Below are 24363 nucleotides of genomic sequence, written 5' to 3' on the forward strand. Positions count from 1 at the left end.
AAAATGACACGGCGCGCGCGGATAGCGTTCATCTGCGCGCCGTTCGATCCGGACGACAGCAGGCTTGCCGTGCGGATGAGTTCATCCGAACGGCGGCCCTCCGGGTCTCACGCACTCTCGGCCAGTTCCGCGGTGTGGTGCCCGAGGATCAGGTCGGAACCCTTCTCACCGATCATGATCGTGGCGGCATTGGTGTTTCCGCTCACCACCGTCGGCATGATCGAGGCATCCACCACCCGCAGGCCGTCGAGGCCGTGAACGCGGAGCTGGTCGTCGACTACGGCATCCGCGTCGCGGCCCATCTTGCACGTGCCCGAGAGGTGATAGTTCGAGAAGGCGTTGTTGCGCAGGTGCTCCTCGATCTGCCGGTCGGTCTTCACATCCGGGCCGGGGCCGTACTCGCCGCCCCGGAAGGGATCGAAGGCCGGCTGGGCGAAGATATCCCGGGCGATCTTCACCGCCTCGCGCATGGTGACGAGGTCGATTTCCCGCTCGAAATAGTTGAAGTCGATGCCGGGCGCGACGCCCGGGTCGTTCGACGTGATCATGATCGAGCCGCGGCTCTCCGGCCTCTGCAGGGTGTAGTACAGCATGAAGCCGTGCTCCTGGAGGATGCGCCGGCCGCTGTCCTCGTACATCAGGAACATCAGGAAATACTGGATGTCCGGCGCGGCGAGGCCGGGACGCGTGCGGACGAACGCCATCGCCTCCATGCCGTTGCCGGCGGCGGGGCCGGATTTCGTCAAGGCGTACTGGGCGAGCGAGACGGCCGCGTTCAGCGTCTTCGTCATCGGATAGTAGGAGATCGGCTGGGTGCAGCGTTGCTTCACCGAGAAGGCCGGGTGGTCCTGCAGGTTCCGGCCGACGCCCCTCAAGTCGTGGATCGGGGTCACGCCGACGGCGCGCAGCGCATCCGGGTTTCCGATGCCGGAGAGTTGCAACAGTTGCGGCGAGTTCACCGCGCCGCCGGCGAGGATGACCTCACGATCGGCGAGGATCGTGTGCTTCTCCCGGCCGGTCACGTATTCGACGCCGACCGCCCGGCCCTTCTCGACGAGGACGCGCGAGACGAGCGCACGCGTGATCACCGACAGGTTCGGCCGCGCGAGCGCGGGCCGCAGGTAGGCGACGGCCGAGCTGTAGCGCCGGTTGTCGGCCAGGGTGCAGTCCATCGGGCCGACGCCCTCCTGGTCGGCTCCGCTGTTGAAGTCGTCATTGTAGGGCAGGCCGTGTTGCTTGCTCGCCTCGACGAAGGCTTTCGCCAGAGGATGCACGATGGCGTTGCGGGTCGTCTTCAGCGGACCGTCTCGGCCGCGTGCGGGATTTGCGGGCCCGCTGAACTGCTCGGACCTGCGGAAATAGGGCAGACAGTCCGAATAGGACCATCCTCGATTGCCGAGTTGGGCCCAATGGTCGAAATCCGAGGCGTCGCCGCGGACATAGACCATGCCGTTGAGCGAGCTCGACCCGCCGAGCACCTTGCCGCGCGGAACGTGAAGCCGCCGCCCGCCGAGGCCCGGCTGCGGCAGGCTGTTGTATCCCCAGTCGATCTGGCCGGTCCGCATGAGCTGGAAATAGCCGGCCGGCATGTGAATGAAGATGCTTCGGTCCGGGCCGCCCGCTTCCAGCAGCGTCACACGGTTGGAAGGATCGGCCGACAGACGGTTCGCGAGCACGCACCCGGCGGAACCCGCACCGACGATGATGTAGTCCGTGGAGCTGACATTACCCACGATTTCCTCCAGACATTTCCGTGCCGCCGTCTTGTCGGTCCGCCGTGGGGCGGTTGAAGCGGGGCGGTCGCTTTTCCAGGAAGGCGGCGACGCCTTCGCGAAGGTTGTCGCCGCGATAGAGGGCACCGAAGGCGTCCGCCTCGGCCGTGTCGATCGCGGTCGCCGGCAGCGCCGCCCTGAGGCACCGCTTGGCGAGACGCAGGCCGTCATGAGGCTGCGCCATCAGTTCGGCGACGATGTCCTCGACGCGCGCGTCCAGGGCTTCGTCGACGACGACCTCGGTCACGAGGCCGATGGCCAGGGCTTCGTCCGCCGCGATCGGGCGGCCCGACAGCACGAGCCGCAGCGCCCGGACGGGGCCGATATCCTGCATCAGCCGCTTGATGCCGCCGGCGGCCGGCAGCGCGCCGACGCGGATCTCGGGAAAGCCGAACCGCGCCGTCCGTCCCGCGATGCGCAGGTCGCAGGCCAGCATGATCTCTGCGCCTCCGCCGAGCACGAAGCCGCCGAGCTTGGCGACGACGATCTGCGGCAGGCCCGCCAGATGGTCGAGCAGATATTGCTCGAAGCGGATCTTCGCGATCCCGCCGAGTTCGTCCTGCGGGAATTCGCGCAGGTCAGAGCCCACCGAAAACGCGGCCGCCACCGCGGATTCGATCACGACGACATGGATGTCGTCGCAGCTTTCCAGCGTGCGCACATGCGCGAACATCGCCTGGCGCAGCCCGTGACCGAGAACATTCAGCGGCGGATGGTCGAGGATCAGCCGCGCAACGCCGCCTTTCCGTTCCAGCCGGATTCCGGTCGCAGGGCCCTCTTCCATGTGCATGCTCCGCTCCCCGCGATCCGGCCTTCCGCTCAGGCCGGCTCCGCCATGGTCTCCAGCAATCCGGCCTCGATCATCAGGCGGCGGATCTCGGCGATCTCGGCTTCCGGCAGCCTGACCAGCGGCGGCCGCACATGGGCCGCGTCCATGCGGCCGAGCAGCACCTGGGCCTGCTTCATGCGATTGTGCATGTCGAGCAGCGGCGCGTTGTAGAACGCGCGCACCGTCGGGTAGATGCGGTCGTTGATGGCGCGCGCCTGCCGCAGGTCGCCGGCCTGAACAGCGCGGAACAGCGCCACCTGCAGCGGCGCGATGGTGCTTCCGGCGCCGGACAGCAGGCCGTCGCATCCCATCGCGAGCGAACCCAGCAGCCATGCGCTATGGGTGGTCAGCGTGTTGACCGGGCGATCCAGTGCCTTCAGTTCCCGGATCTGCCGCTCGTGTAGGTTTCCGTCACCGCACCAGTCCTTGATCGCGCGGATCTGCGGGAATTCCCGGCAGAGATCGAGCAGCGTCGCCAGCGGATAGCCGAGGTTCGACGCGGCCGGGTACTGGAAGAGGATGATCGGCAGATCGCAGGCGTCCGTGACAAGGCGCAGGTGCTCGCGGATCATTTCCGGCCTGAGGTGTCCGCCCATGGCCATCACCTCCGGCGGGAAGACGAGCAGGGCGTCCGCCCCCTCCCGCTCGGCATCGGCGGCAATCCGCGCGGCCTCGAGGCTCGAACTTGTGTAGACGCCGACGATGATCGGCACCCGGTCGCCGAGCGCATCCTTCGTGACGACGAGCGCCCGGTGCTGTTCGTCGATGGTCAGCGCGTGGACCTCCGCCGCGTGTCCGTTGATGGTGATGCCGGAAATGCCGTCCACCGCGGCGATATCCGCCAGATGCTTCCGGTAGGCGCCCTCGTCGATCGAGAGGTCGGCCTTGAACGGCATCAGGCAGGCCGGAATGACGCCTCTCGGATCGAATCCACGCTTGGGCATGGGAAATCTCCGTCTCAGTCCCCGCCGATCGGACCGGCGTCATGTTGTCAGGAGGCCTTGAGGTTTGCCTCGGCCAGCTCGCTCGCCGCCACCGCCTGCGAGGCGACCAGCCGCTCGATCTCGTCCCGGCCGTAGCCGAGTTCGGCCATCAGCTCGCGGGTGTGCTCACCGATCTCAAGCGCGAGCACGCGCAGCTCCGGCACGCCGCCGTCGTAGCGGTTCGGATGATTGACGAGCACCATCGGATGCCCGCGGACTGTAATCCGCCGGAACACCTGGGCGTGCTGCAACTGCGGGTCCGACAGGAGATCGTCATAATAGTGCAGCGGCGCCCACCACACGTTGTGGCGATCGAACCGCTCCGCGAGTTCGCTCCTTGTGAAGCGCTTCGTCGCCGCGCGGAGGCGTCGGGCATATTCGTCCCGGTCCCTGAAGCGGTCGAGTGAGGCCGCGTCGCGCAGCGCGGCGTCGTCGAGCGCGACGGCGAGATCGGCGGGATCGCAGAGTGACACGATCACCTGGCCGTCCTTCGCAGGATAGACGCCGTAGGGCGCGGCGTGGAACCAGGTCGCGAGATTGCTCTCGCGCGACAGCACCTCGCGCGAGAGATTGCCGGCGAAGAAATTCACCAGGGCCTCGCCCTGCAGGTCGATGCCCGCATTGAGCAGGCTGCCCTCGACGCGCGTGCCTAATCCTTCCCGCATCCGGCGGATGATGGCGCCGAGAATGCCCATCGCCAGCAGCGCGCCGCCGTGCTGGTCGACGATAGCCGCGCCGACCGGGGTCGGCCCGCCTTCGGGCGTGCCGGTCACGCTGACGAGCCCCGAACGGGCTTGCGCGAGCAGGTCCTGCCCGGGCTTCTGCGCCATCGGACCGGTCGAACCGAAGCCGGATGCCGAGGCGTAGATCAGCGCCGGGTTGATCTCCCGCAGCGCCTCCTCGCTGAAGCCGAGCCGGGCGAACACGCCGGGCCGGAAGTTCTCCATCACAACGTCCGCGCTCGCGATCAGGCGGCGCGCGACCTCCCGCCCGTCGGCGCTCTTGAGATCGATGCCGATGGAGCGCTTGTTGCGGTTGGCGCAGAGATAGAACCCGCTGATGCCATCGACATAGACGTTGGCGCCCGACCAGCGGCGCTCGTAGGCGCCATCGACGGGCTCCACCTTCACGACGTCGGCACCCATGTCGGCCAGATATTGTGCAGCGGCCGGCCCCTGCAGGAAATGGCAGAAGCTGACGACCCGGATACCGTCCAGCAGCATGGTGTCCTTCCTCCCGGACCGCGCGGCTCGCCCACGCCATTTGAAAGCGTTTTCATTTGTTTGTGGAATAGCAGGGAAGTGGGGCGGGAATCAAGTCCCCCGGCCGGTATCCGTGCGGCGACGTCCGATATCGCCCGCGCACCGGGCACGACCGCCATTCCGCGCCCATCGTGTGGCCTGCCATGCTTTAAAGCACGGGATAAGTGCCGAAAATCATCATGAAAACAACCTTCTGCGCATAGCCGGTTAACGGCATCGCGCCGCTCCCAGCGTCGGACCCGGCACGTTGGCAAGGCCGCCGCCAGCCGGGTGCGCGGTTGCGCGCGGTCCGGGTTCGTCGTATCACCAGAATGAAAACGCTTTCAATAACACCGGAGCCGCTTGGCACCGGCGACGTTCGGGAGAGAATTCGGCATGCTTGCTCCAAGGGAACTGCGCACCGACGTACTCGTCGTCGGCAGCGGCGCGGCAGCGCTGAGGGCCGCGCTCGACGCCGAGGCCGAGGGCGCCGAGGTCACGGTCGCCATCAAGGGTGAATTCCGCCGGAGCGGCGCCACCTTCCACAGTGTCGCCGAGGTCGGCGCCTTCAACGTGCCCGACGGCACCGGCGATCCGGCCGACAGCCCGGATGTTTTCCTGAACGACATCCTCACCGCGGCGCAGGGGATGTCCGATCCGCGACTCAGCGCCATTCTCGCGAACGAGGCCGAGGATGCCCTGCGCTATCTCGAGCGTTACGGCGTCGTATTCGAACGCGATGCCGACCGCTACCTGACCTTCCGGGCCTGCTTTTCCAGCAAGCCCCGATCCCATGTCATCAAGGACCACTTCAAGCCGATCGTGAAGGCACTCGGCGCCGAGGCAACCCGCCGGGGCATCGCGGCAATGGACCGGCTGATGATCGTCGACCTGATCGTCCGCGACGGGCAGTGCTTCGGCGCCTACGCGATCGGCACCGACGGCCAGCCGTGGATCCTGCGCGCCAAGGCGACCATTCTCACCACGGGCGGCGCAAGCCAGCTGTTCGCCACCAATCTCTATCCGTCCGACATCACCGGCGACGGCTATGCCATGGCGCACCGCGCGGGCGCCGACCTCGTGAACATGGAGTTCATGCAGGCCGGCGTGAGCACGATCTCGCCCTTCGTGAACCTGTTCGGCAACTATCTCTGGGATGCCCGCCCCAACCTCACCGACCGCGACGGCGTGCCTTTCCTGCAGGACTACCTGCCGGAAGGCCTCTCCCTCGACACCGTGATCCAGGAGAAGCAGCGCCACTTTCCGTTCAGCGCCAGCGACATCTCGCGCCATATCGAGATCGGCATCCAGAAGGCGATCAACGACGGGCGCGGCACCGACGAGAGAGGCGTGTTCCTCGATTTCATCGGCTGCGATTTCGACCGCATCCTCGCCGACAAGAGCCGCAGCATCGCGCGCATGTGGCCGCTCACCTACGACTGGTACAAGCAGCGCGGCACCGATCTCTACACCGACAAGGTGCAGATCGCCTGTTCGGCCCACGCCATCAATGGCGGTCTCAGAATCGATACCGACGCGCAATCGAACATCCGGGGCCTGTTCGCGGCCGGTGAAGTCGCAGCCGGCCCGCACGGCGCCGACCGGCTGGGCGGCAATATGTCGGTGACCTGTCAGGTGTTTGGCGGACGCGCCGGCCGTGCCGCGGCGGCGCGTGCCCGGACGACGGACCATCCCGATATCCCCAATCTCCATCGCGAGCAGGGCGCCTATCTCGGCCGGTTCTCGGGACGGGGCGACACGGATCTCGGTGCGCTTCGCTCGCGCCTGCAACGGACCGCAAACCGGCACCTTCTCATCCTGCGCGATATGGCGGGGCTGACGGCCTTCCGCAGCGAGGTCGCGACCATCCGGCGGGACCTCACCCAGACGGCCCGGATCGCCTCGCCAGCGGACACCATCGCCGCCATCGAACTCCTGAACCTTCTCGACGTCGGCGATCTGATGGCGCTGGCGGCGCTCAACCGCGCGGAAAGCCGGGGGAGCCACTATCGCGAGGACCACCCGCAGCCGAGCGCCGCGCTGGAGCACAACATCGTCCTGAACATCGGCGCCCCCGAGGGTTTCCGCCGGGAGCGGCTGGCGGATCTCTGAACGCCCGTCCGGTAGCCCGTAGGCACACCTGAAATGGAAGAGCCCGGGGCCGTTGCCGGCCCCGGGCTCGATTGCGTCTTCGGACGGGATAAGAGCGATCAGCCCTTCGTCGCGTAATAGGGCGTGCGCTTGCCAAGCCGGGCGATCACGGACTTCACGTTGGTGAACTCCTCGAAGCCGGCCTGTCCCATCTCGCGACCGAAGCCGGAGGCCTTGTAGCCGCCGAACGGCGTCTGAGGCCCGGTGTCGACGACCGTGTTGATCCACACCGTGCCGCTGCGCAGCCGCGGCGCGACCTGATGAGCGGTGTCGAAGTTCTTGGTCCAGATCGCGTTCGCGAGACCGTAGGTGGTGTCGTTGGCGAGCGCGACCGCTTCCTCCGTGGTCTTGAAGCGGGTGATGGACAGCACCGGCCCGAAGATCTCCTCGCGGAAGATCGTCATGTCCGGTGCGACATGGTCGAACACCGTAGGCTGCACGAACAGCCCACCGCCCGAGCGGTCTACGTCTCCGCCGGCAAGGAGCCGCGCGCCTTCGGACCTGCCCTTGTCGAGATAGGAACACACCCGGTTGAGGTGGGTCTCGCTGATCATCGCACCGACGTCGCTGTCGTCGTCGTGGACGCTGCCGACCTTCATCGCCTTGGCGCGCGCGGTCAGCCGCTCGACGAACGTGTCGGCGATGGCCTCGTCGACCAGAAGGCGCGTGCCGGCGCAGCAGCATTCGCCCTGGTTGAAGAACACGCCGAACAGTGCGCCGTCGATCGCGTCGTCCAGATCCGCGTCGGCGAAGATGATGTTCGCCGACTTGCCGCCGAGCTCGACCGACACCCGCTTCAGCGTCTCGGCCGAGTTGGCGACGATGCGGCGGCCGACATTGGTCGAGCCGGTGAAGGAGACGAAATCGACGTCGGGGCTCTTCACCAGAGCCTCGCCAACGGGATCGCCGAACCCGGTGACGACCGAGATGACACCATCGGGCACGCCGGCCTCCCGCGCGAGCCGGGTGAGTTCGAGCGCGGTGCCGGAGGTGAATTCCGACGGCTTCACCACCACCGTGCAGCCGGCGGCCAGCGCGTAGGGTACCTTCTGCGCGTAGATGATCGCCGGGAAGTTCCATGGGATGATCATGCCGACCACGCCCACGGGCTCGCGATGCACCCAGGCGGTCTTGTCCGGACCGAGATTGGTGTAGGTCTCGCCGTGGACCTGCATGGCGAGGCTCGCCGCGAACTGGAAGAGGTCGATCACGCCGTCGAGATCACCCCGCGCCATCCGGATCGGCTTGCCGACCTCGTCCACCTCGATGCGGGCGAGCCGCTCCTTGTCCTCGGCGATCAGGTCGGCCCAGCGGCGCAGGATGGCCGCCCGCTCCAGGCCGGAGAGGCGCGGCCACGGCCCGTCGTCGAACGCCTTGCGCGCGACCGCGATGGCGGCGGCCGCATCTTCCGCGGTGCCGCTGACGAACCGCGAGACCAGCCGCCCGGAGGCGGGCGAGACGCGATCGATCATCTGCAAGCTGCCGGTCGAATATCCGTCGACGACGATGCCGTATTCGCGGACGGTAGAGACATAGTTCATGGACGTGTCCTCCCAGGACGTTCGGTGGCCGCCGGTGCGGCCCTCTGATTTGTTGGGCGGAGGCGCGCTACGCCGCGCCGACCCTGTTGCCGCGGATGAAGTCCGAAGCGCGCTCGCCGATCATGATGCTCGGCGCGTTGGTATTGCCGGAAACGAGCCGGGGCATGATCGAGGAATCGGCGACGCGAAGCCCGTCGACGCCGTGGACGCGGAGCTGCGGGTCCACCACCGCCATCTCGTCCTGCCCCATCTTGCAGGTGCCGACGGGATGATAGCCCGAACGCCCGATCTTGCGAACAAGGGCTTCGTAGTCTGCACGCGAGCGAACCCTGGTTCCCGGCATGAACTCGTTGACGATGAACTTCGCCATCGAGGGCTGGGACATGATCTCCTGGCCGACCTTCACGCAGTCGATCGTCCGTTCGACGTCGTAGGGGTCGCCGAGGAAGTTCGGATCGATCGAGGGCGGCACACGGGGGTCGGCGCTTTTCAGCGTCACGGCGCCCCGCGCGCGGGGATGCATGAAGTAGCCGTTGAGCGTGCACCCGTTGCCAGTCACGGTTTCGGCGGTGTCGTTGACCTCCTCGACACCGGTTCCCGGCAGGAAGTGGTACTGGAGATCGGGCGCCGGCAGGTCCTTGCTGGTGGCGCAGAACGCGCCGCCCTCGACGATGGTGCCGGCCACCGGCCCGTTCCGAAACAGGGCATATTGCAGCCCCGGCATGATCTTCCGCCGCGCTTTCTTGTAGGCGTCGTAGGAATCGACGTTCTTCACATTGTACATCATGAACACGTCGAGATGGTCGTGCAGGTTCTGTCCGACGCCGGGCAGATCCACCTGCGTCTGGATGCCGTGGCTGGCGAGATGTGCGCTCGGCCCGATGCCCGAAAGCATCAGCAATTTCGGCGAACCGATCGCACCGGAAGTGACGACGACCTCGCGGGAGGCGCGCTCGGTGACGAGCCGCCCGTCGCTACCGATCTCGACGCCGACCGCCCTGCCCCGCTCGATCACGATGCGGCTGACATGGACGCCGGTGCGGATGGTCAGGTTCGGACGCCGCGACGCCGGCCGCAGATAGGCGACAGCCGCGCTGCACCGGCGACCGTCGCGGTTGGTCGTCTGGTAGAGCCCGGTGCCGAGCTGGGATGCACCGTTGAAATCGGGATTGTAGGGAATCCCGTAATCCTGGCAGGCTTGCACGAAGGCCTTGCTCAGCTTGTGGGGATGACGCTGGTCGACCACGCTGAGCGGGCCATCCGTGCCGTGATAGGTGCCGGAGAATTTCTCGTTGCTCTCCGCCCGCCTGAAATAGGGCAGCACGTCCTTGTACCCCCAGCCGGGACAGCCCATTTCAGCCCATGTATCGTAGTCTTCCGCGTTGCCCCGGATATAGACCTGCGCATTGATGGACGAGCCGCCGCCGAGCACGCGGCCCTGCGGGTAGAGCGGCGTGATGCCGTTCTGGTGGACCTGCGGCGCCAGTTCGTAGCGCCAGGTCAGCGAGCCCTTGGTCGTCTTGTAGAAGCCGACGGGCATGTGGATGTAGGGGTTCCAGTCGCGGGGCCCCGCCTCCAGCAGGAGAACGCGGGCATCCGGATCCTCGGACAGCCGCGCCGCCAGGGCCGATCCCGCCGAACCCCCGCCGACGATGATGAAGTCGAACATGTTTCCTCCCGTGCGCCCGGTGTCGGCTGCGGGTGGTTCCCGGCATGCCACGCGCGAAGGCGTTCCTGCACCGATGCGGCAAGCGCTTCCTGTCGGACGCGGAGGCGGAATCGCCCTGCCCGCTAAAGTATGAAAGCGTTTTCATATGATCGCGGCGTTGCCGCAGGAATTCAAGGCCCGCGGTGGAAAAAAGCACAGACGTGTTCCTGTTCGCGCTCCAACGTCGGTCGCCGACCGAACGCTCCGGTCCGGGACCAAGGAATGGCATGGGACATCTGCGATGCCCCGTCGACGGCTGTCACCGCGCCCTAATCTCCGGAAATCGCAGACTTCAGCGCCCTTGCGCTCTGATGGAGGGCGGGTTTGCAGTCCGCATCCCGACCGGCACCTCCCCGGTCCGTGTCCGGTCCGTTTTCCGGTTGCGCTCCTCCCGCTTCGACGGTACTTCTCTTGAAAGCGCTTTCACATATTGAACGGAGAGTTCCTTGAGACACCTGGAGGGAATCCGGATCGTCAGCTTCAATCACTTCCTGATGGGGCCGGTCGGCATCCAGTTCCTCGCCGATCTCGGGGCGGACGTCATCGCCATCGAACCCGTCGAAGGGGCGTTCCAGCGCAAGTGGGGTGGGGCGAACCGTCAGGTAGACGGCCAGACGATGCTGCAGCTCACCGGCAACCGCAACAAGCGCAGCGTCGCCCTCAACCTGAAGAGCGCGGAGGGGCTTGCGATCGCCCGCAAGCTGGTGGAAGGCGCCGACGTCGTGGCGGAAAACTACCGGCCGGGCGTGATGGCGAAGCTAGGCCTCGGCTTCGAGGATATCCGCGAGACGAACCCGCGCGTCATCTATGCCTCGGCGTCCGGCTTCGGTCCGGATGGCCCCTATGTCGACCGACCCGGCCAGGACCTGATCATCCAGGCGATGTCGGGCCTTGCGACGATCACGGGCACCCGCGAGGACGGTCCGCGCGCCGTCGGCGTGTCTGCGGTCGATCATCACGGCGCCAGCCTGTTCGCCGCCGGCATCCTCGCCGCGCTGCTGCGGCGGGAGCGCACGGGCAAGGGCGGCCGGGTGGATGTCAGCCTCTTGTCCGCCGCGCTCGACCTGCAGATGGAATCGCTCGTCTGCTACCTGAACGGCCCGAGGAATGACGACGTCGCCCAGCCCGGCCGGCTCGCCGGCTGGTATTTCAGCGCGCCCTACGGGATCTATTCCACCCGGGACGGCTTCATCGCCATCTCGCTCGGTACCCTCGATGCGCTGTCCGATGCGCTCGACCTGCCGGACGAACAGCGCATCCCGAACGCTGAGTGCTACGAGCGCCGCGATGAGGCGGTGGCGAACATCGCCCGGGCGCTGACGGCGAGGACGACCGCCGAATGGAGCGCGATCTTCACCGCCCGCGGCATCTGGCATTCCGCCGTGAACGATTATTCGAAGCTCGCGAGCGATCCTCAGATCGTCCACAACAAGAGCTTCGTCACGGTCGACGGCGCAACGGAAACCCCGGTGACGCTCGTGGCGCATCCCGTGCGCTATGACGGCGAGGCTCCCGCGGTACGCCTGCCCCCTCAGAAGCTCGGCGCCCAGACGGCCGAAGTGCTGGCCGAACTCGGCTATGGCGGCGAAGAGATCGAGACGCTGTTCCGGAGCGGCGTCGTGGCTGGTGAGCGCGTTCCGGAGCGGCGCGATCAGCCGGAAAACCTCTCCGCCTGACCAACGCAGTGGCGAAGTGTGCCGGCTCGGAACGATGCCGGTCGGATGTCATCACAACAAGAACCGGGTTGGAAACGTCATGTCGCCCAAGGCCGACCAGAGATTCACGTCCGAGGTGCTCGATCTCCTGTGCCGCAAGCTTCTGGAGGACGAGGCAAGCATCGGCGTCGGCTTTCCCTATGTGACCCGCCCGGACGGGTCGTGGGACACGATGCTCGCCTCGCGGTCGGCGGGCTATGACGGCGAGGCGTGGAGCCACGGCAACTGGTTCTGCGGCTTCTGGGTCGGGCTCCTGGCGGCTGCTTATCTGCACAGCGGCGACGAGCGCTTTCTGGCGATCGCCCGCGAGCGCATGCGCCTCGTGGCCCAGCGCGCGGGCGATCCCAACACCCACGACATCGGATTCATCTTCTGGAGTTCGGCGGTCCCGTTGTTCCGCATCACGGGCGATGAGGAAATCGGCCGGATGGGGCTCGAAGCAGCGGTGCAACTCCGCCTGCGCCTCGTGGCGACCGCCTCCGGCGCCTACATCTCCTCGTGGGGGCCGCTCGACGATCCTCGCGGGCGGGCGAGTTCGGCGATTGACACGATGGCGAACATTCCCCTGCTCTACTGGGCCGCGGAGATGACCGGCGACGCCAGCTTCCGCCTGGCGGGCGAGGCACACGCCGCGATGACCGAGCGCGCCTTCATCCGACCCGACGGCACCCTCTATCACGCGGTCGAGTACGACACCATCACCGGCGCCCGCAGGCGCGGCTACACCTTCCAGGGTTATTCGGACGAGTCGTCCTGGTCGCGCGGCGCCGGCTGGGCGGTGCTCGGGTTCGCCTCCACGGCGCGGGCAACCGGAAACACGCGCTGGCTCGACGTCGCCGCCCGGATAGCGGCGGGATGGCTGGCGGAACTCGGCGATCGCGACTGCCCGCCCTGGGACTTCACGGATCCGGGCACCGAGCCGACGCTCGATTCCTCCGCCGCCGCCATCATGGCGGCCGGCCTCCTCGACATCGGCTCGCTCCATCCCGATGCGGCGGAACGCGAGCGGTGGACGGCGCGCGGCGTAGAGCTGCTTGCCGGCCTAGCCCGCAACCATCTCGCACGCGACGACGCCCATCGCGGCCTGCTGATGCACGGCTGCTATTCGAAACCCCACAATATCGGCCCGGACGCCGCGGTGATGTTCGGCGACTACTATTTCGTCGAAGCCATCGCGCGCCTCGCGCTGGGGGACCGGTTCCTGCCCGTCCCGGCGCCGCTGTCGCCTTCCGGCTTGGCCTGAGCCCATCCCTCCGGGTCATCGTCCGCTCAGGTCGGATCGGTCCGAACGGAAGCGAACTTGAGCCGCTCCGCGAACAGCCTCGCGCGCTCCCGCGCGCTGGAGCCGTCGAACAGGGCGGCGCCAACCACGGCGAGGTCGACGCCGAGGGCGTCGAGCCGGCCGAAGTGCTCCGGCCCGATCTTGCCGTCGACGATCGTGGGAAGTCCGGCTGGCCGCTGCGACAGGCGTTCGAATGCCCGTTCGTCGAAGGCGCCGCCGCCGGCGGGCGCGGTCAGGAACAGCCAGCCGTCGGCCCGGCCTGCGAGGCGCTCGAGTTCGCCGACGGTCGTGGTGTGTCGCAGTGCGGCAAACGCGCACGCGCCGTTGGCTCTGGCGATCCCGGCGAGCTCGGCGAAATCCCCTTCCGACTCGATGTGGATGGCGAGCGACCGGACCCCGAGTTCGGCAAAGCGGATGACATCCTCCCGCGGCCGCGCAACCATCAGGTGGACGTCGAGCGGCTTCGCGATCCGCGCGGCAAGGTCGCTGATCACTCTGACGCTGAGGCCATACTGGGGGGCAAAGATGCCGTCCATGACGTCGAGGTGCAGGGACTCGACATAGGGCAGCACCGCCTCGATCTCGTCCGCGAGATGAAGCGGATCCGCAGCATAGACGGATGCCGAAAGGTGAGTTGCCGCGCCCGCTCTCATCGTACCGCCGGGACCCTGCACACCGCCAGCGCCCGTCATGCCGCTGGTGCCCATCATGCTGCTGGCGCCCATGCCGCTTCTCGGAGCTTTCCGAGCGTCCATTCCGTCACCGGCTTCGGCGGGCGGTTGCAGTAGCCGTTCTGAAAGATCGCGATCCGGTCGCAGATTTCGATCAGTTCCTCCTCTTCCGAGGAGACGACGACGATGCACCGGCCCTCGTCGGCGAGGCGGCGGATGATGTCGTAGATGTCGGACTTGGCACCGATGTCGACGCCCTTGGTCGGCTCATCGAGCAGAATCAGATCGGCGTCCTGTTCGATGATGCGGCCGAGCAGGACCTTCTGCTGGTTGCCGCCGGAAAGCGACTTGGTCGGCGCCTCGAGCCGCCCGCGCGTGCCGATCGAGGCGAGCGTGCTGCGCGCGGCGGCCCGTGCCGCACCGAGATCGACAAGACCGTTCCGCCGATAGCGCTTCAAGGTCGAAAGCACGACGTTCTGGAGCGACGACATCAGGGGGACGAAACCATCCACCTTGCGCTCTTCCGTCAGGAAGGCGATGCCGCTTTCGATGGCCCTGGTCGGAGTCGAGGGCGTATAGCGCCGCCCCCGGATGTCGACCGTGCCGGCCGTCACCGGCTCCATGCCATAGAGCGTGCGCAGGAAGCGGGTGCGGCCGGAGCCGACGAGGCCGTAAAGGCCCAGCACTTCGCCGGACCGGGCCTCCAGATCGGCACCCTTGAGGCGGCTGCCCGCAAGACCTGCCACGCGAAGACAAACATCCCCGGTTTCTCCGGCCTTCCGCCGGCTGGCGACGTGCTTGCCGTGGGCGTCGCCGACGATCGCGTCGACGATCGCCCCCTTGCCGACCGCGTCACCCACCGCGTGATAGACGACGCGCCCGCCCGAGAGCACCGTGGCCTCGTCGCAGACGGTCAGCACCTCGTCGAGCTTGTGGGAGACGAGAACCATGCCGATCTGCCGCTCCAGCGCGATGCGCCGGACGTGGGCGAGCAGTTCCGCCGACTGGTTGCCGTCGAGCGCAGTGGTTGGTTCGTCGAGAAAGAGATATCGGACCTTGCCCTCGAGGTTGGCGATCACCTCGATCAGCTGCTTCTCGGGATGGGACAGTCCCTGGACGGTGCGGGTCACATCAAGATGGAGCCCGTATCCGGCAAGCAGGCTGCGGCTGTAATCGTTCATCTCGGCCGTGCGCTTCAGGCCGCGGGCCGTGATTTCCCGGCCGAGGAACAGATTTTCCGCAACCGTGAGGTTCGGGATCAGGCGCAGCTCCTGATAGACGCAGCCGATACCCTTGGCGAGCGCCTCGCGCGGCGATGAAAGGCTGACGGTCTCGCCATCGACGCTCAGCGTGCCGGCGTCCTGCGGCAGCGCGCCGGCCAGGATCTTCAGCAATGTCGACTTTCCGGCCCCGTTGTGGCCGAACAGCCCGTGGATGGTCCCCGGCGTCACGGTCAGGTCGATGCCGTGCAGCACACCGACACCGGCAAAGGACTTGGTGATGCCCGTCGCCTTGTAGCTCGACATATCCCGCCCCTCGCAGAACAACCGATCGGCGGAGGGCGCGCCTTCATCGGGCGCGCCCCCCGGGTTCTCAGAGCGCTTTCCGATCTAACGGAATCGTCAGATCGACAAGAATTCGCTCCAGATTCAAAGGGTTGTGCATATCCTTGTCGTTCAGATCGGTTCGATCTGAACGGGATATGCTCTAGTAGGCCTTGTCGACGACCTCGGCCGCGTTGTCCTTGTTGACGAGCAGCGGCGGGCTGTCGATCACCGGCTCGAGCTTCTCGCCGTCGAGGAACTTCTTGATGTTCTCGACCTGGATCTGCGCGAGCTTGGCCGGCTCCTGGATGGCACCGGCCTTCAGGATCGAGTTCTCCTCGATGTGCTTGACGCCGAGCTTGTCCACGAAGGCATAGAGCTTCACGTCGTCACGGCCGATCTGCTGGATGGCGGCGATGGCGCCGAGCGCTGCCGGCTCGGTGTCCGAATAGACCACGGTGATGTCGGGATTGCCCTGCAGCATTTCGGTCGTGACCTTGAGCGACGTGGTCTCCTCGACCTTGCCGTTCACCAGCGCCACGAACTTGACGTTCGGGTTGGAGGCGAGCGCCTCCTTGAAGCCGTCGTCGCGGGCATTGGCAGACACCGAGGTCGGCTCGCCGACGATGCCGATCACCGCCTTGCCGTCCGCGCCGATATCCTTGAGGAGCTGTTGACCGATATAGACGCCGCCGGCTTTCTGGTCGGTCTGCACGGCCTGCTCGACCTTCAGGCCCTCCGCCTTGAGGCCTTCGGGATCCGGCAGGAGGTTGATGGTGAAGACCGGGATCTTGGCCTGGTTCAGCTCGGAGACGGACGCCACACACGGGCCGGAGGAGACGCAGTTCAGCGCCACCGCGCTGACGCCCTGCTGAACGAGCGTCTGGATCTGCGACAGCTGCTTGGCGTCGTCGTTGTCGGCGATCATCACGCGGACATCGAAGCCCTGCTTGGCGCCGTTTTCCTCGAAGCTCTTCTTCATGGCGACATAATAGGGATTGGTCAGGTTCGGCAGCGCCACGCCGAGAACCTTCTTGTCTTGCGCGTGGGCGGCCGGGGCCGCGAACGCGAGCGACACAGCGAGCGTCGCCAAGAGCGACTTGATCACGTATTTTTTCTTCATCGTTTCCTCCTGGTTGAATGATGAAATCGTGCGCCGGGCCCGCCGGCGGTATCTGCGGAGCGCGTCCGGCCGGCTGACGCGTCCGACCGGCAGAAACCGGTCGAGACAGCGGCCGTCTTCGCATCGCCCGCACAGCACCGATCCGTGCGGGACAGGCTCGGACCGTGCGGATCAGGCGCCGGCCGAGAACTTCTTCTTGAGGAGCGCGACCCAGGGCATGGAAAGCCGGCTGGAAGAGCGCATCGTGTCGAACGTCACGCCGACGAGGATGATCAGGCCGATGACCAGGGGCTGCCAGTAGGCGCTGACGTTCAGCACGTTCATGAGGTTGGAGATGGTCGCGATCAGCGTCGCGCCGATCATCGCGCCCCAGATCGAGCCGATGCCGCCGAACAGGCTGACGCCGCCCACCACCGCGCCGGCGATCGAAAAGAACAGCTCGTCGCCACGCCCGGCGGTCGGATAGCCCGTCATCAGTCGCGAGCCGTAGATCAGGCCGCCGCAGGCGCCGCAGAACCCGGAGATGGCATAGACGAGGACGGTGATGCGGGATGTGTTGACACCGGCAAGCCGCGCGGCTTCGACATTGCCGCCGACCGCGAAGATGTGCGTGCCGGTCACCGTGCGCTTGATGAACAGCGCTGCCGCCACCACGGCAATGAACAGCGCAACGACCGGAAACGGAATGCCGAAAAGCTTGTACTGGCCGATGAAGCGGTAGCCGAAATCCATCACGCGGATGGATTCCGCCCCGGTGATGATCTGCGGGATGGAGGCGGCGACGCCCATCATGGCGAAGGTGACGATGAACGGCGGCACCCCGGTCTTGTCGATGATCACGCCGTTCAGCGCGCCGGCCAGCGCCCCGACGCCGAGGACGAGAAGCGCCGCCGCGGGCCACGGCAGGCCGACATATTCGATGAACACCGCCGCCAGAACGCAGGTCATGGCGACGATCGAGCCGCAGGAGAGATCGATCCCGCCGGTAAACAGCACGAAGGATTGTCCGAGGCACAGGAAGCCGATCACCGCGCCGTTGAGAAGCAGGATGAAGATGTTCGACAGCGTCAGGAAGTTCGGAGAGGCGAACGCCCCGACGATCATGACGACGACCAGCACGAAGGCGATGCCGGCCTCGGCGGGAACGCGGATCTGCCTGCCGCCCTGCGGTTGGTTCTGTGTCATTGCGGTGTCTCCCTCCCGCCCCGTGCGAGGGGCAATGCCGCCCTGTAGGCGGCCCGCACGTCTTGACTGCGTGCGGTTTCCGGCGTGCGCGGCTCTGCCACGACGGCGTAGTGAGGCTCCCATTGCCTGGCGACGTCGGCGGCCTGGCGCCCCTGGACGGCGGCGGCCGCCTGCACGGCGGCACCCGCCGCGGCCGCTTCCGGCAGGTCGCAGCTCCAGACCGGCTGGCCGGTCAGGTCAGCGAGGATCTGGCGATAGGCGCGCGAGCGCGACGCACCGCCGGTGACGATCAGCCGGCCGCCGCGTTCCAGCCCGAGGGAGGCGAGGTAGTCGCCGCCTTCCAGGAGGCCGCAGATCACGCCCTCGACGGCCGCGCGGGCGATCTGCCCCGGTTCGACATCGCTGCGCAGGCCCGCCAGAATGCCGGTGGCGTTCGGCAGGTCGGGCGTCCGCTCGCCGTCGAGATAGGGCACCAGAACGAGCCCGCGCGCACCCGGCTCCGTCGACAGCGCCATCGCGTCGAACTCCTCGGTCCCGGCGCGCAGGATGCGGCGGAAGGCATCGGTGACCTTCGCGGAGTTGAGGGTGGTGATCATCGGCATGAAGGCGCCGGTGGCGTCGGCATAGCCGTTGACGAGGCCCTTCTCGTCCTGGATGCCGACCGGCGTCACGCCATAGTAGGTGCCGCTCGTTCCCAGCGAGATGACGACGTCGCCCTCGCGGATGCCCATACCCAGCGCGGCGGTCATGTTGTCGCCCGAGCCGGCCGCCGTGACCGCTCCTTCGAGCGCTTCAAGCCCTTCGATGCGCTGCACCGAACCCGACGCGGCGCTCGAATCGATGATGTCAGGCAGGACGCGCGCCCAGTCGGTCCCCGGCACCGCCAGGTCGGCGAGCGCGTGGTCCCAGGCGTTCGTGAACGGGTTGAAATAGCCGGTTCCGGAGGCGACGCCGCGTTCCGTCGCCGCCCGCCCGCTGAGGCGGTAGAGCAGATAGTCGGACGGCAGCATGATCCGCCGTGCCCGGGCGACGAGGCCGGGGTGGACGCGCTCGGTCCAGGCGAGCTTGCTCACGGTCAGGGCGGCGGCCGGGACGGATCCGGTCCGGCGGGCCCATTCGGCGATCGGCAGGTTCCGGCGCAGCCCCTGCGCATCACCGGCCGATTCCGTATCGTTCCACAGCTTGGCGTCACGCAGCGACCGGTCGTCATCGTCGAGCATGACGAGGCCGTGACCCTGCCCGCCGACCGAAATGCCGGCGATGCGCGGCAGGAAGGCATCGAGGTCGCCGAATGCCGCGACGAGAGCGGCGAACCACGCCTCCGGCGCCTGCTCGCTGCGCGGCGGCGTGGTCGGCGGATGCGGCTTGCGCGCCTCGGCCACGACCGCGCCGTCCTCCAGACGCCGCAGCACGACGGTGCAGGACTGGGTGGAGGAGTCGACGCCCGCGACGAGATCGCGCTGCATAATCTCAGCCCCCGGCGTTCTGAAGGCGCTTCAGGCTGTCTTCCGCGTCCCGGCCGACCGCGCCGGACGGATGGGTGAACAGCACCCGATCCCACCCGTAGCCACGCGCGATGCGGCAGACTTCGACCAGGGCGTCGGTCACCGCTGCGGCGGCGAGCGAGCTGCCGGTGGCGACGACGGCACCGAGATCGCTGTCTTCGGGCAGCGTCAGGCGGATGACATCGTCGGACAATTTCGCGAGCGCAGAGGACGGATCGGCCGTGATCGACATCAGTCCGGCGCAGAGGGTTCTGGCGCGGGCGCAGAAATCGTTGAGTTCGGCCGAGCTGCCGCCCTTGGAGATCGCGAGAACGAGGTCTTCTGACTGTAGAACGCCGAGCCCGCCGTGAAGACCGTCCGCTGGTGGCAGGTAAAAGGCCGGTGTTCCGCCGACGGACAGAAGATGTGCGGCACGGCTAGCAATCGCACCGGACGTTCCGCTGCCCGTGACGAGGATCTTACCTTTGCAGGCGACGAACTTGCGGGCAACCGCCAGAAAAGCGTCGTCGACACCGTCCAGCGTTCCTTGAATCGCCGCGGCATCTGCGCGAATCACCTGCTTGGCGCGCGTGACCCATTCGTGTTCTGCCTGCATCTGTGCCTCCCTGACGAGGGGGACACTAGGTCAGGGCATAAACGCCGTCAAGTGAGTGACATTACGCTCATTTGAGCGATTTCTACTGCTGATCGGCGGTCAGCGCCCTTGCCACTCCGGCGTCTGTGATGAGGGTCGTGACCCAGTGGCCGCGCAGGGTCGCGCGGATCGCGTCGGCCTTCTCGATGCCGCCGCCGATGCCGATGCGCTCGGGGATGCGGCGCAGCTGCTCGGTGCTCAGGCAGAGCCCGGTCTGGTCGAGGGGATTGGGGACGGCCTCACCGTCCTCGTCGATCAGGGTCGCGCAGACGTCGGCGCAGACCTTCTTTTTCAGCGCGTCGCGCCGCCATTCCTCCGGAAAGCCGGAGCAGAGGCACGATTCGGCCGGCCGCCACGAGCCGATGCCGACCGCGAGCACGTCGATCTTGTCGTAGCGCGACATCGCATTGGCGATCGACGTCTCGTTGCGCAGCCGCGCGATCAGATCGGGATCGTCGACCCACATCGGCCCGAACAGCGGATAGGCCGCGCCCCCGCTCGCCCGCGCCACGCGGTGGACCAGTTCGGTCGGGTTCTGCGAGAGATCGAGCCCCGCCGGACTGCCGCCGGCCTGGACGACATCGACCCGCGGCAGGCGCCCGAGCGCCTTGCCCGTCGCCGACAGCGTGCGGCCCCACGACAGCCCGAGCAACTGCCCGTCGATCAGGGTTTCTTCCAGATAATCCGCGGCGAGAAGCCCGAGCGGCTCGATCAGTTCGCGCGAATGCAGGTCCGGACCGTCGAGCACCAAGGCGGCGTTCAGCCCGTATTTCTGCCGGAGCTTCTCGGCGAGCTCGGTGTTCATGTCGCCCTGGTCGTTGATCTCGATCCGGACGATGCCGTCGGCGAGCGCGGCATCGAGGAGGCGGGCGACCTTGAAGCGCGAGATGCCCAGCTCGTCGGCGATCTGGGATTTGGTCTTCTGCTCGATATAGAAGCGGCGAGCGACCAGAGAGGCCTGAAGCTTGTGAAGCGGGCGTCGGGACATTTGAGAGGCTTTCCGCTCATATGTTGCAGTGCCAATGGCTTTGCCAGACTGCTGGGCGGCCGGCAACGGGCACCGGCCGGGCGGCGACAGCCAAATTGACGCGATATAGGATATCCCCGCAACCGGACGTTACGATCGCCGCCGGCGCGGACGACCGACAGCACCCCGATGCGCGCTTCGTGCACGCTTCATGCGCGCCTGGTGCGCGGTCGGCGCACACAAAGGGGCGTGCAATGCGCGCCGCCGCGGCGAACACGCGGTGCGCCCGGCGGAAAGCCGATCTTCGGGCTCAGCTCTGGGGCCGGGCTCGGGCTTCGACCCGGCTGGAGGCAGCGTCGGGCGCGCTGGTCGAAGCAGAGGAATCAGAAGTCCCAGGGGGAGATCAGGTCGAGCCCCGTGGTGGCGAAGTCGGAGAGGTTCCGCGTCGCCAGCCGGCCGCCGGCCACCCTGGCGATCGCCGCGATCATTCCGTCGGGCGCCGACATCGGCCGGCCCTGGCGCGCGGCCTCTCCCATGATTTCGCCATAGGCAAGCGCAGCCTCCTCGGTCAGGCCGAAGATACGTCCCGCGAAGCGGCGGCGCCACTCGGCCAGTCCGCTTTCGAGGCGCGAGGCGCGCTGATCGGGACGGATGCGGGCGATGCCGAACGCGATCTCGGCGATCGTCACGGTCGGCAAAGCCAGTTCGGCGTCGTGGCGCACCAGCCACGCGATGACGGCGCCGTCGGGGGTCTTCTTCAGCGTCTCGGAAACGACATTGGTATCGAGAAAGATCACAGATCCGGCCCCATGTGCGGACGCCGCGACGCCCGGATGACCGTTTCGAGATCGAGGTCGGTGCCGCACTCGGCCGCGAGGCGGGCGTAGAATTCGGACGCCGGTGTCCGTCCCGTTTCCCGCGCCTCGTAGGCTTCGAGAGCCCGCTCGACGACATCGGCGATCGTACGGTTTTCCCGCCGCGCCAGACGGTGCGCCAGATCCCGCGCCCGCGCGCTGCGGACGGACAGTTGCGGTTCGGCCATGTCGATCTCCTTCTGCCTGCCAGACAATAGGCTCTGTTCCGTCTGCCATCAAGATGGCAGGGGATGGCAAGCCGGCATGAACGGCGCCTTCTCCGCTCGAAGAAATCGGCTCCGATTCAAAAGCTGGAGCAGAGCCTTGTCGCTCAGATCGGTTCGATCTGAACGGGCCATGCTTCAGCGGCCCGCCGCCCGGAAGCGCAGGCCGTCGATCAAAAGCGCCACCATTCGGCGCGCCTCCGCGACCTCACCGTTGCTGGCGGGCGCGGCGAGGCGCATGGCCGCCAGCAGCACCTCGCGGGCGTCGACATCGTCCCGCACCTCGCCGGCCGCGGCAGCCGAATCGAGCAGCCGGCGCAGCGCGGGCGCGAGCTGGCCCTGAACATAGTCCGGCAGAGACTGATAGGCCGGATCGCCCGAATGCAGCGCCGGCCCGAGGCCCCGCTTGGTGCCGGCGAGATCGACCAGCCGCTGCACCCAGGAGGCGAGCGCTTCGCCCGGCGGCAGGGTGCCGCCCAGCATCGCGGCCGCGGCGACGCACTCGTCCACCTCGCGCCGGATGATCGCCTTGATCAGGTCCGAGCGCTGCGGAAAGTGCCGGTACAGCGTGCCGACCCCGACGCCGGCCTCGGCGGCGATCGTCCGCATCGGCGCATCCACCCCGAGCCGGTCGAACACCGCCCGGGCGGCGGAAAGCAGGGCATCGACATTGCGGCGCGCATCGGCCCGCTGCGGGCGGTCCGGCTCGGCCGGCGCGTGCGGCCGCCCCTCGTCCAGTCCGGTCACTCGAATCGCTCCTTGCTAAACGGAACACTGTTCCGTATAAAAACGGACGCCCGTTCCGCTTCCTGTCTACGCCGCGCCCCGGGCTTCCGCCAGCCTTTTCAAGGGAGACGATCATGCAGTACCGCCCTCTCGGCCGCACCGGCATAAAGGTCAGCGCCTATTGTCTGGGCACGATGATGTTCGGGAAGCTCGCCAATGCCGACCACGATGTATGCATCCGCATGGTCCACAAGGCGCTCGATTTCGGCCTCAACTTCGTCGACACCGCCGACGCCTACAGCGGCGGCGAGTCGGAGATCATCGTCGGCAAGGCGCTGAAGGGGCGCCGGGACGATGTCGTGCTCGCCACCAAGGCGGCGCTGCCGATGGGCGACGATCCGAACCGGCGCGGCACCTCGCGCCGCTGGATCACGCGCGCGCTCGAAGGCTCGCTGCAGCGCCTGCAGACGGACCATATCGACCTCTACCAGATCCACCGGCTGTCGCCGGACACCGACATGGAGGAGACGCTGTCGGTGCTGACCGACCTGATGCGGGCGGGCAAGATCCGCGCGTTCGGCGCCTCGACCGTTCCCGCCTCCGACATCGTGGAGGCGCAGTGGATCGCCGAGCGGCGCGGGCTGGCGCGCTTCCGCACCGAACAGCCGCCCTATTCGATCCTCAACCGGTCGATCGAGCGCGAGGTGCTTCCCGTCTGCCAGCGCTTCGGCATGGGGGTGATGGCGTGGAGCCCGCTGGCGAAGGGCATGCTCACCGGCCGCTACCGGCGGGGCGCGCCGCAGCCCGACTCACTGCGCGCGCGGTTCTTCCCGAAGGCGATGTCCGACGCGGCGAGCCTGAACGCGGTCGAGGCCTTGATTCCGCTGGCGGAAAGCGCCGGCATCCCGCTGATGCACATGGCGCTCGCCTTCGTCGTGGCGCATCCCGCCCTCTCCGCCGCGATCATCGGCCCGCGCACCCTGGAGCAGCTCGACGGCCTCCTGGCCGGGGCCGACGTGGTGCTGTCCGACGACCTGATGGACCGGATCGACGAGATCGTGCCGCCGGGCACCGACGTCGCCCCGCTCGAAGGCGCCGCCTACGTGCCCCCCGCCATCGCCCACCCTGCGATGCGCCGCCGCCCGGCCACGGAGCGCGCGGTGGGGTGAAGGGGTGGGAAGGGGGATGTCTAGATCCGAAGGGACCTTTCGACTGACTTTAGAGCAACGTTCGCTCTGCGCACCATTGTGATCATGGATTGGCAACGGGGGCACCGAATAAATGTCCTGTAACCATGACCTATTTACAAGCACCTGCCTGCTTTGCCCCGTAGATTGCTTGATTTTTTGTATACCCATCCCCAGCACTGGAGGAGAGTTGATTGATCAGACCTCTACAAGAGAAGCCTGACATCTGGAGATATTGCTCTGCGGATCTCACCGCCTGAGCATTCCAATCGATATTCAGGCTATCTACCGCGATAGTAGCATCAGAAACATCATAACCATCGCCGGCATCTGACGACAGTTGACGAATAAGGCCCTCCCGAGAGAAACCGGACATAGAGATATATTGCTTGGCAGACCTAATTGCGTTACTCTATTGCGAATTTATCCTTTGCGCCCACGAAGCATCTACAGCGAGCATTAATAAAATAACTGACAGCCATCTAAATCTCATTGTAACGCCGCCCTATTAATGTGAAACT

Annotated in this window: 21 protein-coding genes; 4 read left to right on the plus strand and 17 right to left on the minus strand. The window is 67.0% G+C overall.

What is annotated here, in order from left to right; all coding sequences use genetic code 11:
* Positions 1–107 precede the first annotated feature (107 nt).
* Genes BUF17_RS15960 through BUF17_RS15975 form a run of 4 tightly spaced genes read right to left on the minus strand, consistent with a single transcriptional unit; the run spans position 108 to position 4807 of the window.
* A complete protein-coding gene (locus BUF17_RS15960; RefSeq protein ID WP_073630464.1) occupies positions 108–1733 on the minus strand; it encodes a GMC family oxidoreductase in 1626 nt (541 codons plus the stop codon).
* A complete protein-coding gene (locus BUF17_RS15965; RefSeq protein WP_073630467.1) occupies positions 1726–2556 on the minus strand; it encodes an enoyl-CoA hydratase/isomerase family protein in 831 nt (276 codons plus the stop codon). Before BUF17_RS15965 ends, BUF17_RS15960 begins: the two co-directional genes overlap by 8 nt.
* Positions 2557–2591: 35 nt before the next feature.
* On the minus strand, positions 2592–3545 hold the full coding sequence (locus tag BUF17_RS15970) for a dihydrodipicolinate synthase family protein (protein ID WP_073630475.1): 954 nt from the start codon (positions 3543–3545) through the stop codon (positions 2592–2594).
* Between the two features lie 47 nt (positions 3546–3592).
* Positions 3593–4807 carry a CaiB/BaiF CoA transferase family protein gene (locus BUF17_RS15975; RefSeq protein ID WP_244530912.1) on the minus strand — a complete coding sequence of 405 codons (1215 nt, stop codon included), beginning with the start codon at positions 4805–4807 and terminating at the stop codon, positions 3593–3595.
* 414 nt (positions 4808–5221) lie between these two features.
* Here BUF17_RS15975 and BUF17_RS15980 point away from each other — a divergent pair, with 414 nt between their 5' ends.
* A complete protein-coding gene (locus BUF17_RS15980; RefSeq protein WP_073630477.1) occupies positions 5222–6937 on the plus strand; it encodes an FAD-binding protein in 1716 nt (571 codons plus the stop codon).
* Between the two features lie 98 nt (positions 6938–7035).
* Here BUF17_RS15980 and BUF17_RS15985 read toward each other — a convergent pair whose 3' ends face one another.
* Positions 7036–8517 (minus strand): aldehyde dehydrogenase family protein, encoded by a 1482-nt coding sequence (locus tag BUF17_RS15985; protein WP_073630479.1) that lies wholly within the window; start codon positions 8515–8517, stop codon positions 7036–7038.
* A gap of 67 nt (positions 8518–8584) precedes the next feature.
* Complete coding sequence (locus BUF17_RS15990) at positions 8585–10186, minus strand: GMC family oxidoreductase (protein ID WP_073630481.1); 1602 nt, start codon at positions 10184–10186, stop codon at positions 8585–8587.
* Positions 10187–10671: 485 nt separating this feature from the next.
* On the opposite strand from BUF17_RS15990, the gene BUF17_RS15995 reads away from it, so the two are divergent.
* Both BUF17_RS15995 and BUF17_RS16000 read left to right on the plus strand, forming a co-directional pair.
* On the plus strand, positions 10672–11901 hold the full coding sequence (locus tag BUF17_RS15995; protein ID WP_073630483.1) for a CaiB/BaiF CoA transferase family protein: 1230 nt from the start codon (positions 10672–10674) through the stop codon (positions 11899–11901).
* 79 nt (positions 11902–11980) lie between these two features.
* On the plus strand, positions 11981–13183 hold the full coding sequence (locus BUF17_RS16000; RefSeq protein WP_073630486.1) for a glycoside hydrolase family protein: 1203 nt from the start codon (positions 11981–11983) through the stop codon (positions 13181–13183).
* A gap of 26 nt (positions 13184–13209) precedes the next feature.
* Here BUF17_RS16000 and BUF17_RS16005 read toward each other — a convergent pair whose 3' ends face one another.
* From BUF17_RS16005 to BUF17_RS16050, 10 genes are all read right to left on the minus strand, one after another.
* Entirely contained in the window at positions 13210–13947 is a 738-nt protein-coding gene (locus tag BUF17_RS16005; RefSeq protein WP_073630488.1) for a beta/alpha barrel domain-containing protein, read from the minus strand.
* Complete coding sequence (locus BUF17_RS16010; protein WP_073630490.1) at positions 13929–15419, minus strand: sugar ABC transporter ATP-binding protein; 1491 nt, start codon at positions 15417–15419, stop codon at positions 13929–13931. The genes BUF17_RS16005 and BUF17_RS16010 overlap by 19 nt, the downstream gene beginning before the upstream one ends.
* A 181-nt stretch (positions 15420–15600) precedes the next feature.
* Positions 15601–16560, minus strand: coding sequence for a substrate-binding domain-containing protein (locus BUF17_RS16015; RefSeq protein WP_084564762.1), 960 nt, complete (start codon positions 16558–16560; stop codon positions 15601–15603).
* Between the two features lie 171 nt (positions 16561–16731).
* Entirely contained in the window at positions 16732–17745 is a 1014-nt protein-coding gene (locus BUF17_RS16020; protein ID WP_073630492.1) for an ABC transporter permease, read from the minus strand.
* Positions 17742–19211, minus strand: a complete 1470-nt coding sequence (gene xylB / locus BUF17_RS16025) for a xylulokinase (RefSeq protein ID WP_073630494.1) — start codon at positions 19209–19211, stop codon at positions 17742–17744. Before xylB ends, BUF17_RS16020 begins: the two co-directional genes overlap by 4 nt.
* A gap of 4 nt (positions 19212–19215) precedes the next feature.
* Positions 19216–19845 (minus strand): SIS domain-containing protein, encoded by a 630-nt coding sequence (locus BUF17_RS16030; RefSeq protein ID WP_073630496.1) that lies wholly within the window; start codon positions 19843–19845, stop codon positions 19216–19218.
* An 82-nt stretch (positions 19846–19927) separates the two neighbouring features.
* Positions 19928–20872 carry a sugar-binding transcriptional regulator gene (locus BUF17_RS16035; RefSeq protein ID WP_073630498.1) on the minus strand — a complete coding sequence of 315 codons (945 nt, stop codon included), beginning with the start codon at positions 20870–20872 and terminating at the stop codon, positions 19928–19930.
* A 362-nt stretch (positions 20873–21234) separates the two neighbouring features.
* Positions 21235–21648 carry a type II toxin-antitoxin system VapC family toxin gene (locus BUF17_RS16040; protein ID WP_073630500.1) on the minus strand — a complete coding sequence of 138 codons (414 nt, stop codon included), beginning with the start codon at positions 21646–21648 and terminating at the stop codon, positions 21235–21237.
* A complete protein-coding gene (locus tag BUF17_RS16045) occupies positions 21645–21893 on the minus strand; it encodes a type II toxin-antitoxin system VapB family antitoxin (RefSeq protein ID WP_073630683.1) in 249 nt (82 codons plus the stop codon). The genes BUF17_RS16040 and BUF17_RS16045 overlap by 4 nt, the downstream gene beginning before the upstream one ends.
* Positions 21894–22067: 174 nt before the next feature.
* Positions 22068–22676: a TetR/AcrR family transcriptional regulator gene (locus BUF17_RS16050; RefSeq protein WP_244530913.1), complete on the minus strand. Its 609-nt coding sequence runs from the start codon at positions 22674–22676 to the stop codon at positions 22068–22070.
* A 113-nt stretch (positions 22677–22789) separates the two neighbouring features.
* Here BUF17_RS16050 and BUF17_RS16055 point away from each other — a divergent pair, with 113 nt between their 5' ends.
* The gene (locus tag BUF17_RS16055) at positions 22790–23824 is read left to right on the plus strand and encodes an aldo/keto reductase (RefSeq protein WP_073630504.1); all 1035 of its coding nucleotides are present in this window, start codon (positions 22790–22792) and stop codon (positions 23822–23824) included.
* A gap of 130 nt (positions 23825–23954) precedes the next feature.
* On the opposite strand, the gene BUF17_RS23510 is transcribed toward BUF17_RS16055, so the two are convergent.
* Positions 23955–24245 carry an Ltp family lipoprotein gene (locus BUF17_RS23510; RefSeq protein ID WP_428977659.1) on the minus strand — a complete coding sequence of 97 codons (291 nt, stop codon included), beginning with the start codon at positions 24243–24245 and terminating at the stop codon, positions 23955–23957.
* Between the last annotated feature and the right edge of the window lie 118 nt (positions 24246–24363).

Source organism: Pseudoxanthobacter soli DSM 19599, assembly GCF_900148505.1.
GTDB lineage: Bacteria > Pseudomonadota > Alphaproteobacteria > Rhizobiales > Segnochrobactraceae > Pseudoxanthobacter > Pseudoxanthobacter soli.

What these genes read in the sequence shown, in the direction of transcription:
- BUF17_RS16015 (WP_084564762.1), bottom strand. Translation starts at nt 16,560, where the DNA reads ATGAAGAAAAAATACGTGATCAAGTCGCTCTTGGCGACGCTCGCTGTG.
- BUF17_RS15970 (WP_073630475.1), bottom strand. Translation starts at nt 3,545, where the DNA reads ATGCCCAAGCGTGGATTCGATCCGAGAGGCGTCATTCCGGCCTGCCTG.
- BUF17_RS15980 (WP_073630477.1), top strand. Translation starts at nt 5,222, where the DNA reads ATGCTTGCTCCAAGGGAACTGCGCACCGACGTACTCGTCGTCGGCAGC.
- BUF17_RS16020 (WP_073630492.1), bottom strand. Translation starts at nt 17,745, where the DNA reads ATGACACAGAACCAACCGCAGGGCGGCAGGCAGATCCGCGTTCCCGCC.
- xylB (WP_073630494.1), bottom strand. Translation starts at nt 19,211, where the DNA reads ATGCAGCGCGATCTCGTCGCGGGCGTCGACTCCTCCACCCAGTCCTGC.
- BUF17_RS15990 (WP_073630481.1), bottom strand. Translation starts at nt 10,186, where the DNA reads ATGTTCGACTTCATCATCGTCGGCGGGGGTTCGGCGGGATCGGCCCTG.
- BUF17_RS15985 (WP_073630479.1), bottom strand. Translation starts at nt 8,517, where the DNA reads ATGAACTATGTCTCTACCGTCCGCGAATACGGCATCGTCGTCGACGGA.
- BUF17_RS15975 (WP_244530912.1), bottom strand. Translation starts at nt 4,807, where the DNA reads ATGCTGCTGGACGGTATCCGGGTCGTCAGCTTCTGCCATTTCCTGCAG.
- BUF17_RS16010 (WP_073630490.1), bottom strand. Translation starts at nt 15,419, where the DNA reads ATGTCGAGCTACAAGGCGACGGGCATCACCAAGTCCTTTGCCGGTGTC.
- BUF17_RS16030 (WP_073630496.1), bottom strand. Translation starts at nt 19,845, where the DNA reads ATGCAGGCAGAACACGAATGGGTCACGCGCGCCAAGCAGGTGATTCGC.
- BUF17_RS15965 (WP_073630467.1), bottom strand. Translation starts at nt 2,556, where the DNA reads ATGGAAGAGGGCCCTGCGACCGGAATCCGGCTGGAACGGAAAGGCGGC.
- BUF17_RS16000 (WP_073630486.1), top strand. Translation starts at nt 11,981, where the DNA reads ATGTCGCCCAAGGCCGACCAGAGATTCACGTCCGAGGTGCTCGATCTC.
- BUF17_RS16045 (WP_073630683.1), bottom strand. Translation starts at nt 21,893, where the DNA reads ATGGCCGAACCGCAACTGTCCGTCCGCAGCGCGCGGGCGCGGGATCTG.
- BUF17_RS16005 (WP_073630488.1), bottom strand. Translation starts at nt 13,947, where the DNA reads ATGGGCGCCAGCAGCATGATGGGCACCAGCGGCATGACGGGCGCTGGC.
- BUF17_RS16055 (WP_073630504.1), top strand. Translation starts at nt 22,790, where the DNA reads ATGCAGTACCGCCCTCTCGGCCGCACCGGCATAAAGGTCAGCGCCTAT.
- BUF17_RS16035 (WP_073630498.1), bottom strand. Translation starts at nt 20,872, where the DNA reads ATGTCCCGACGCCCGCTTCACAAGCTTCAGGCCTCTCTGGTCGCTCGC.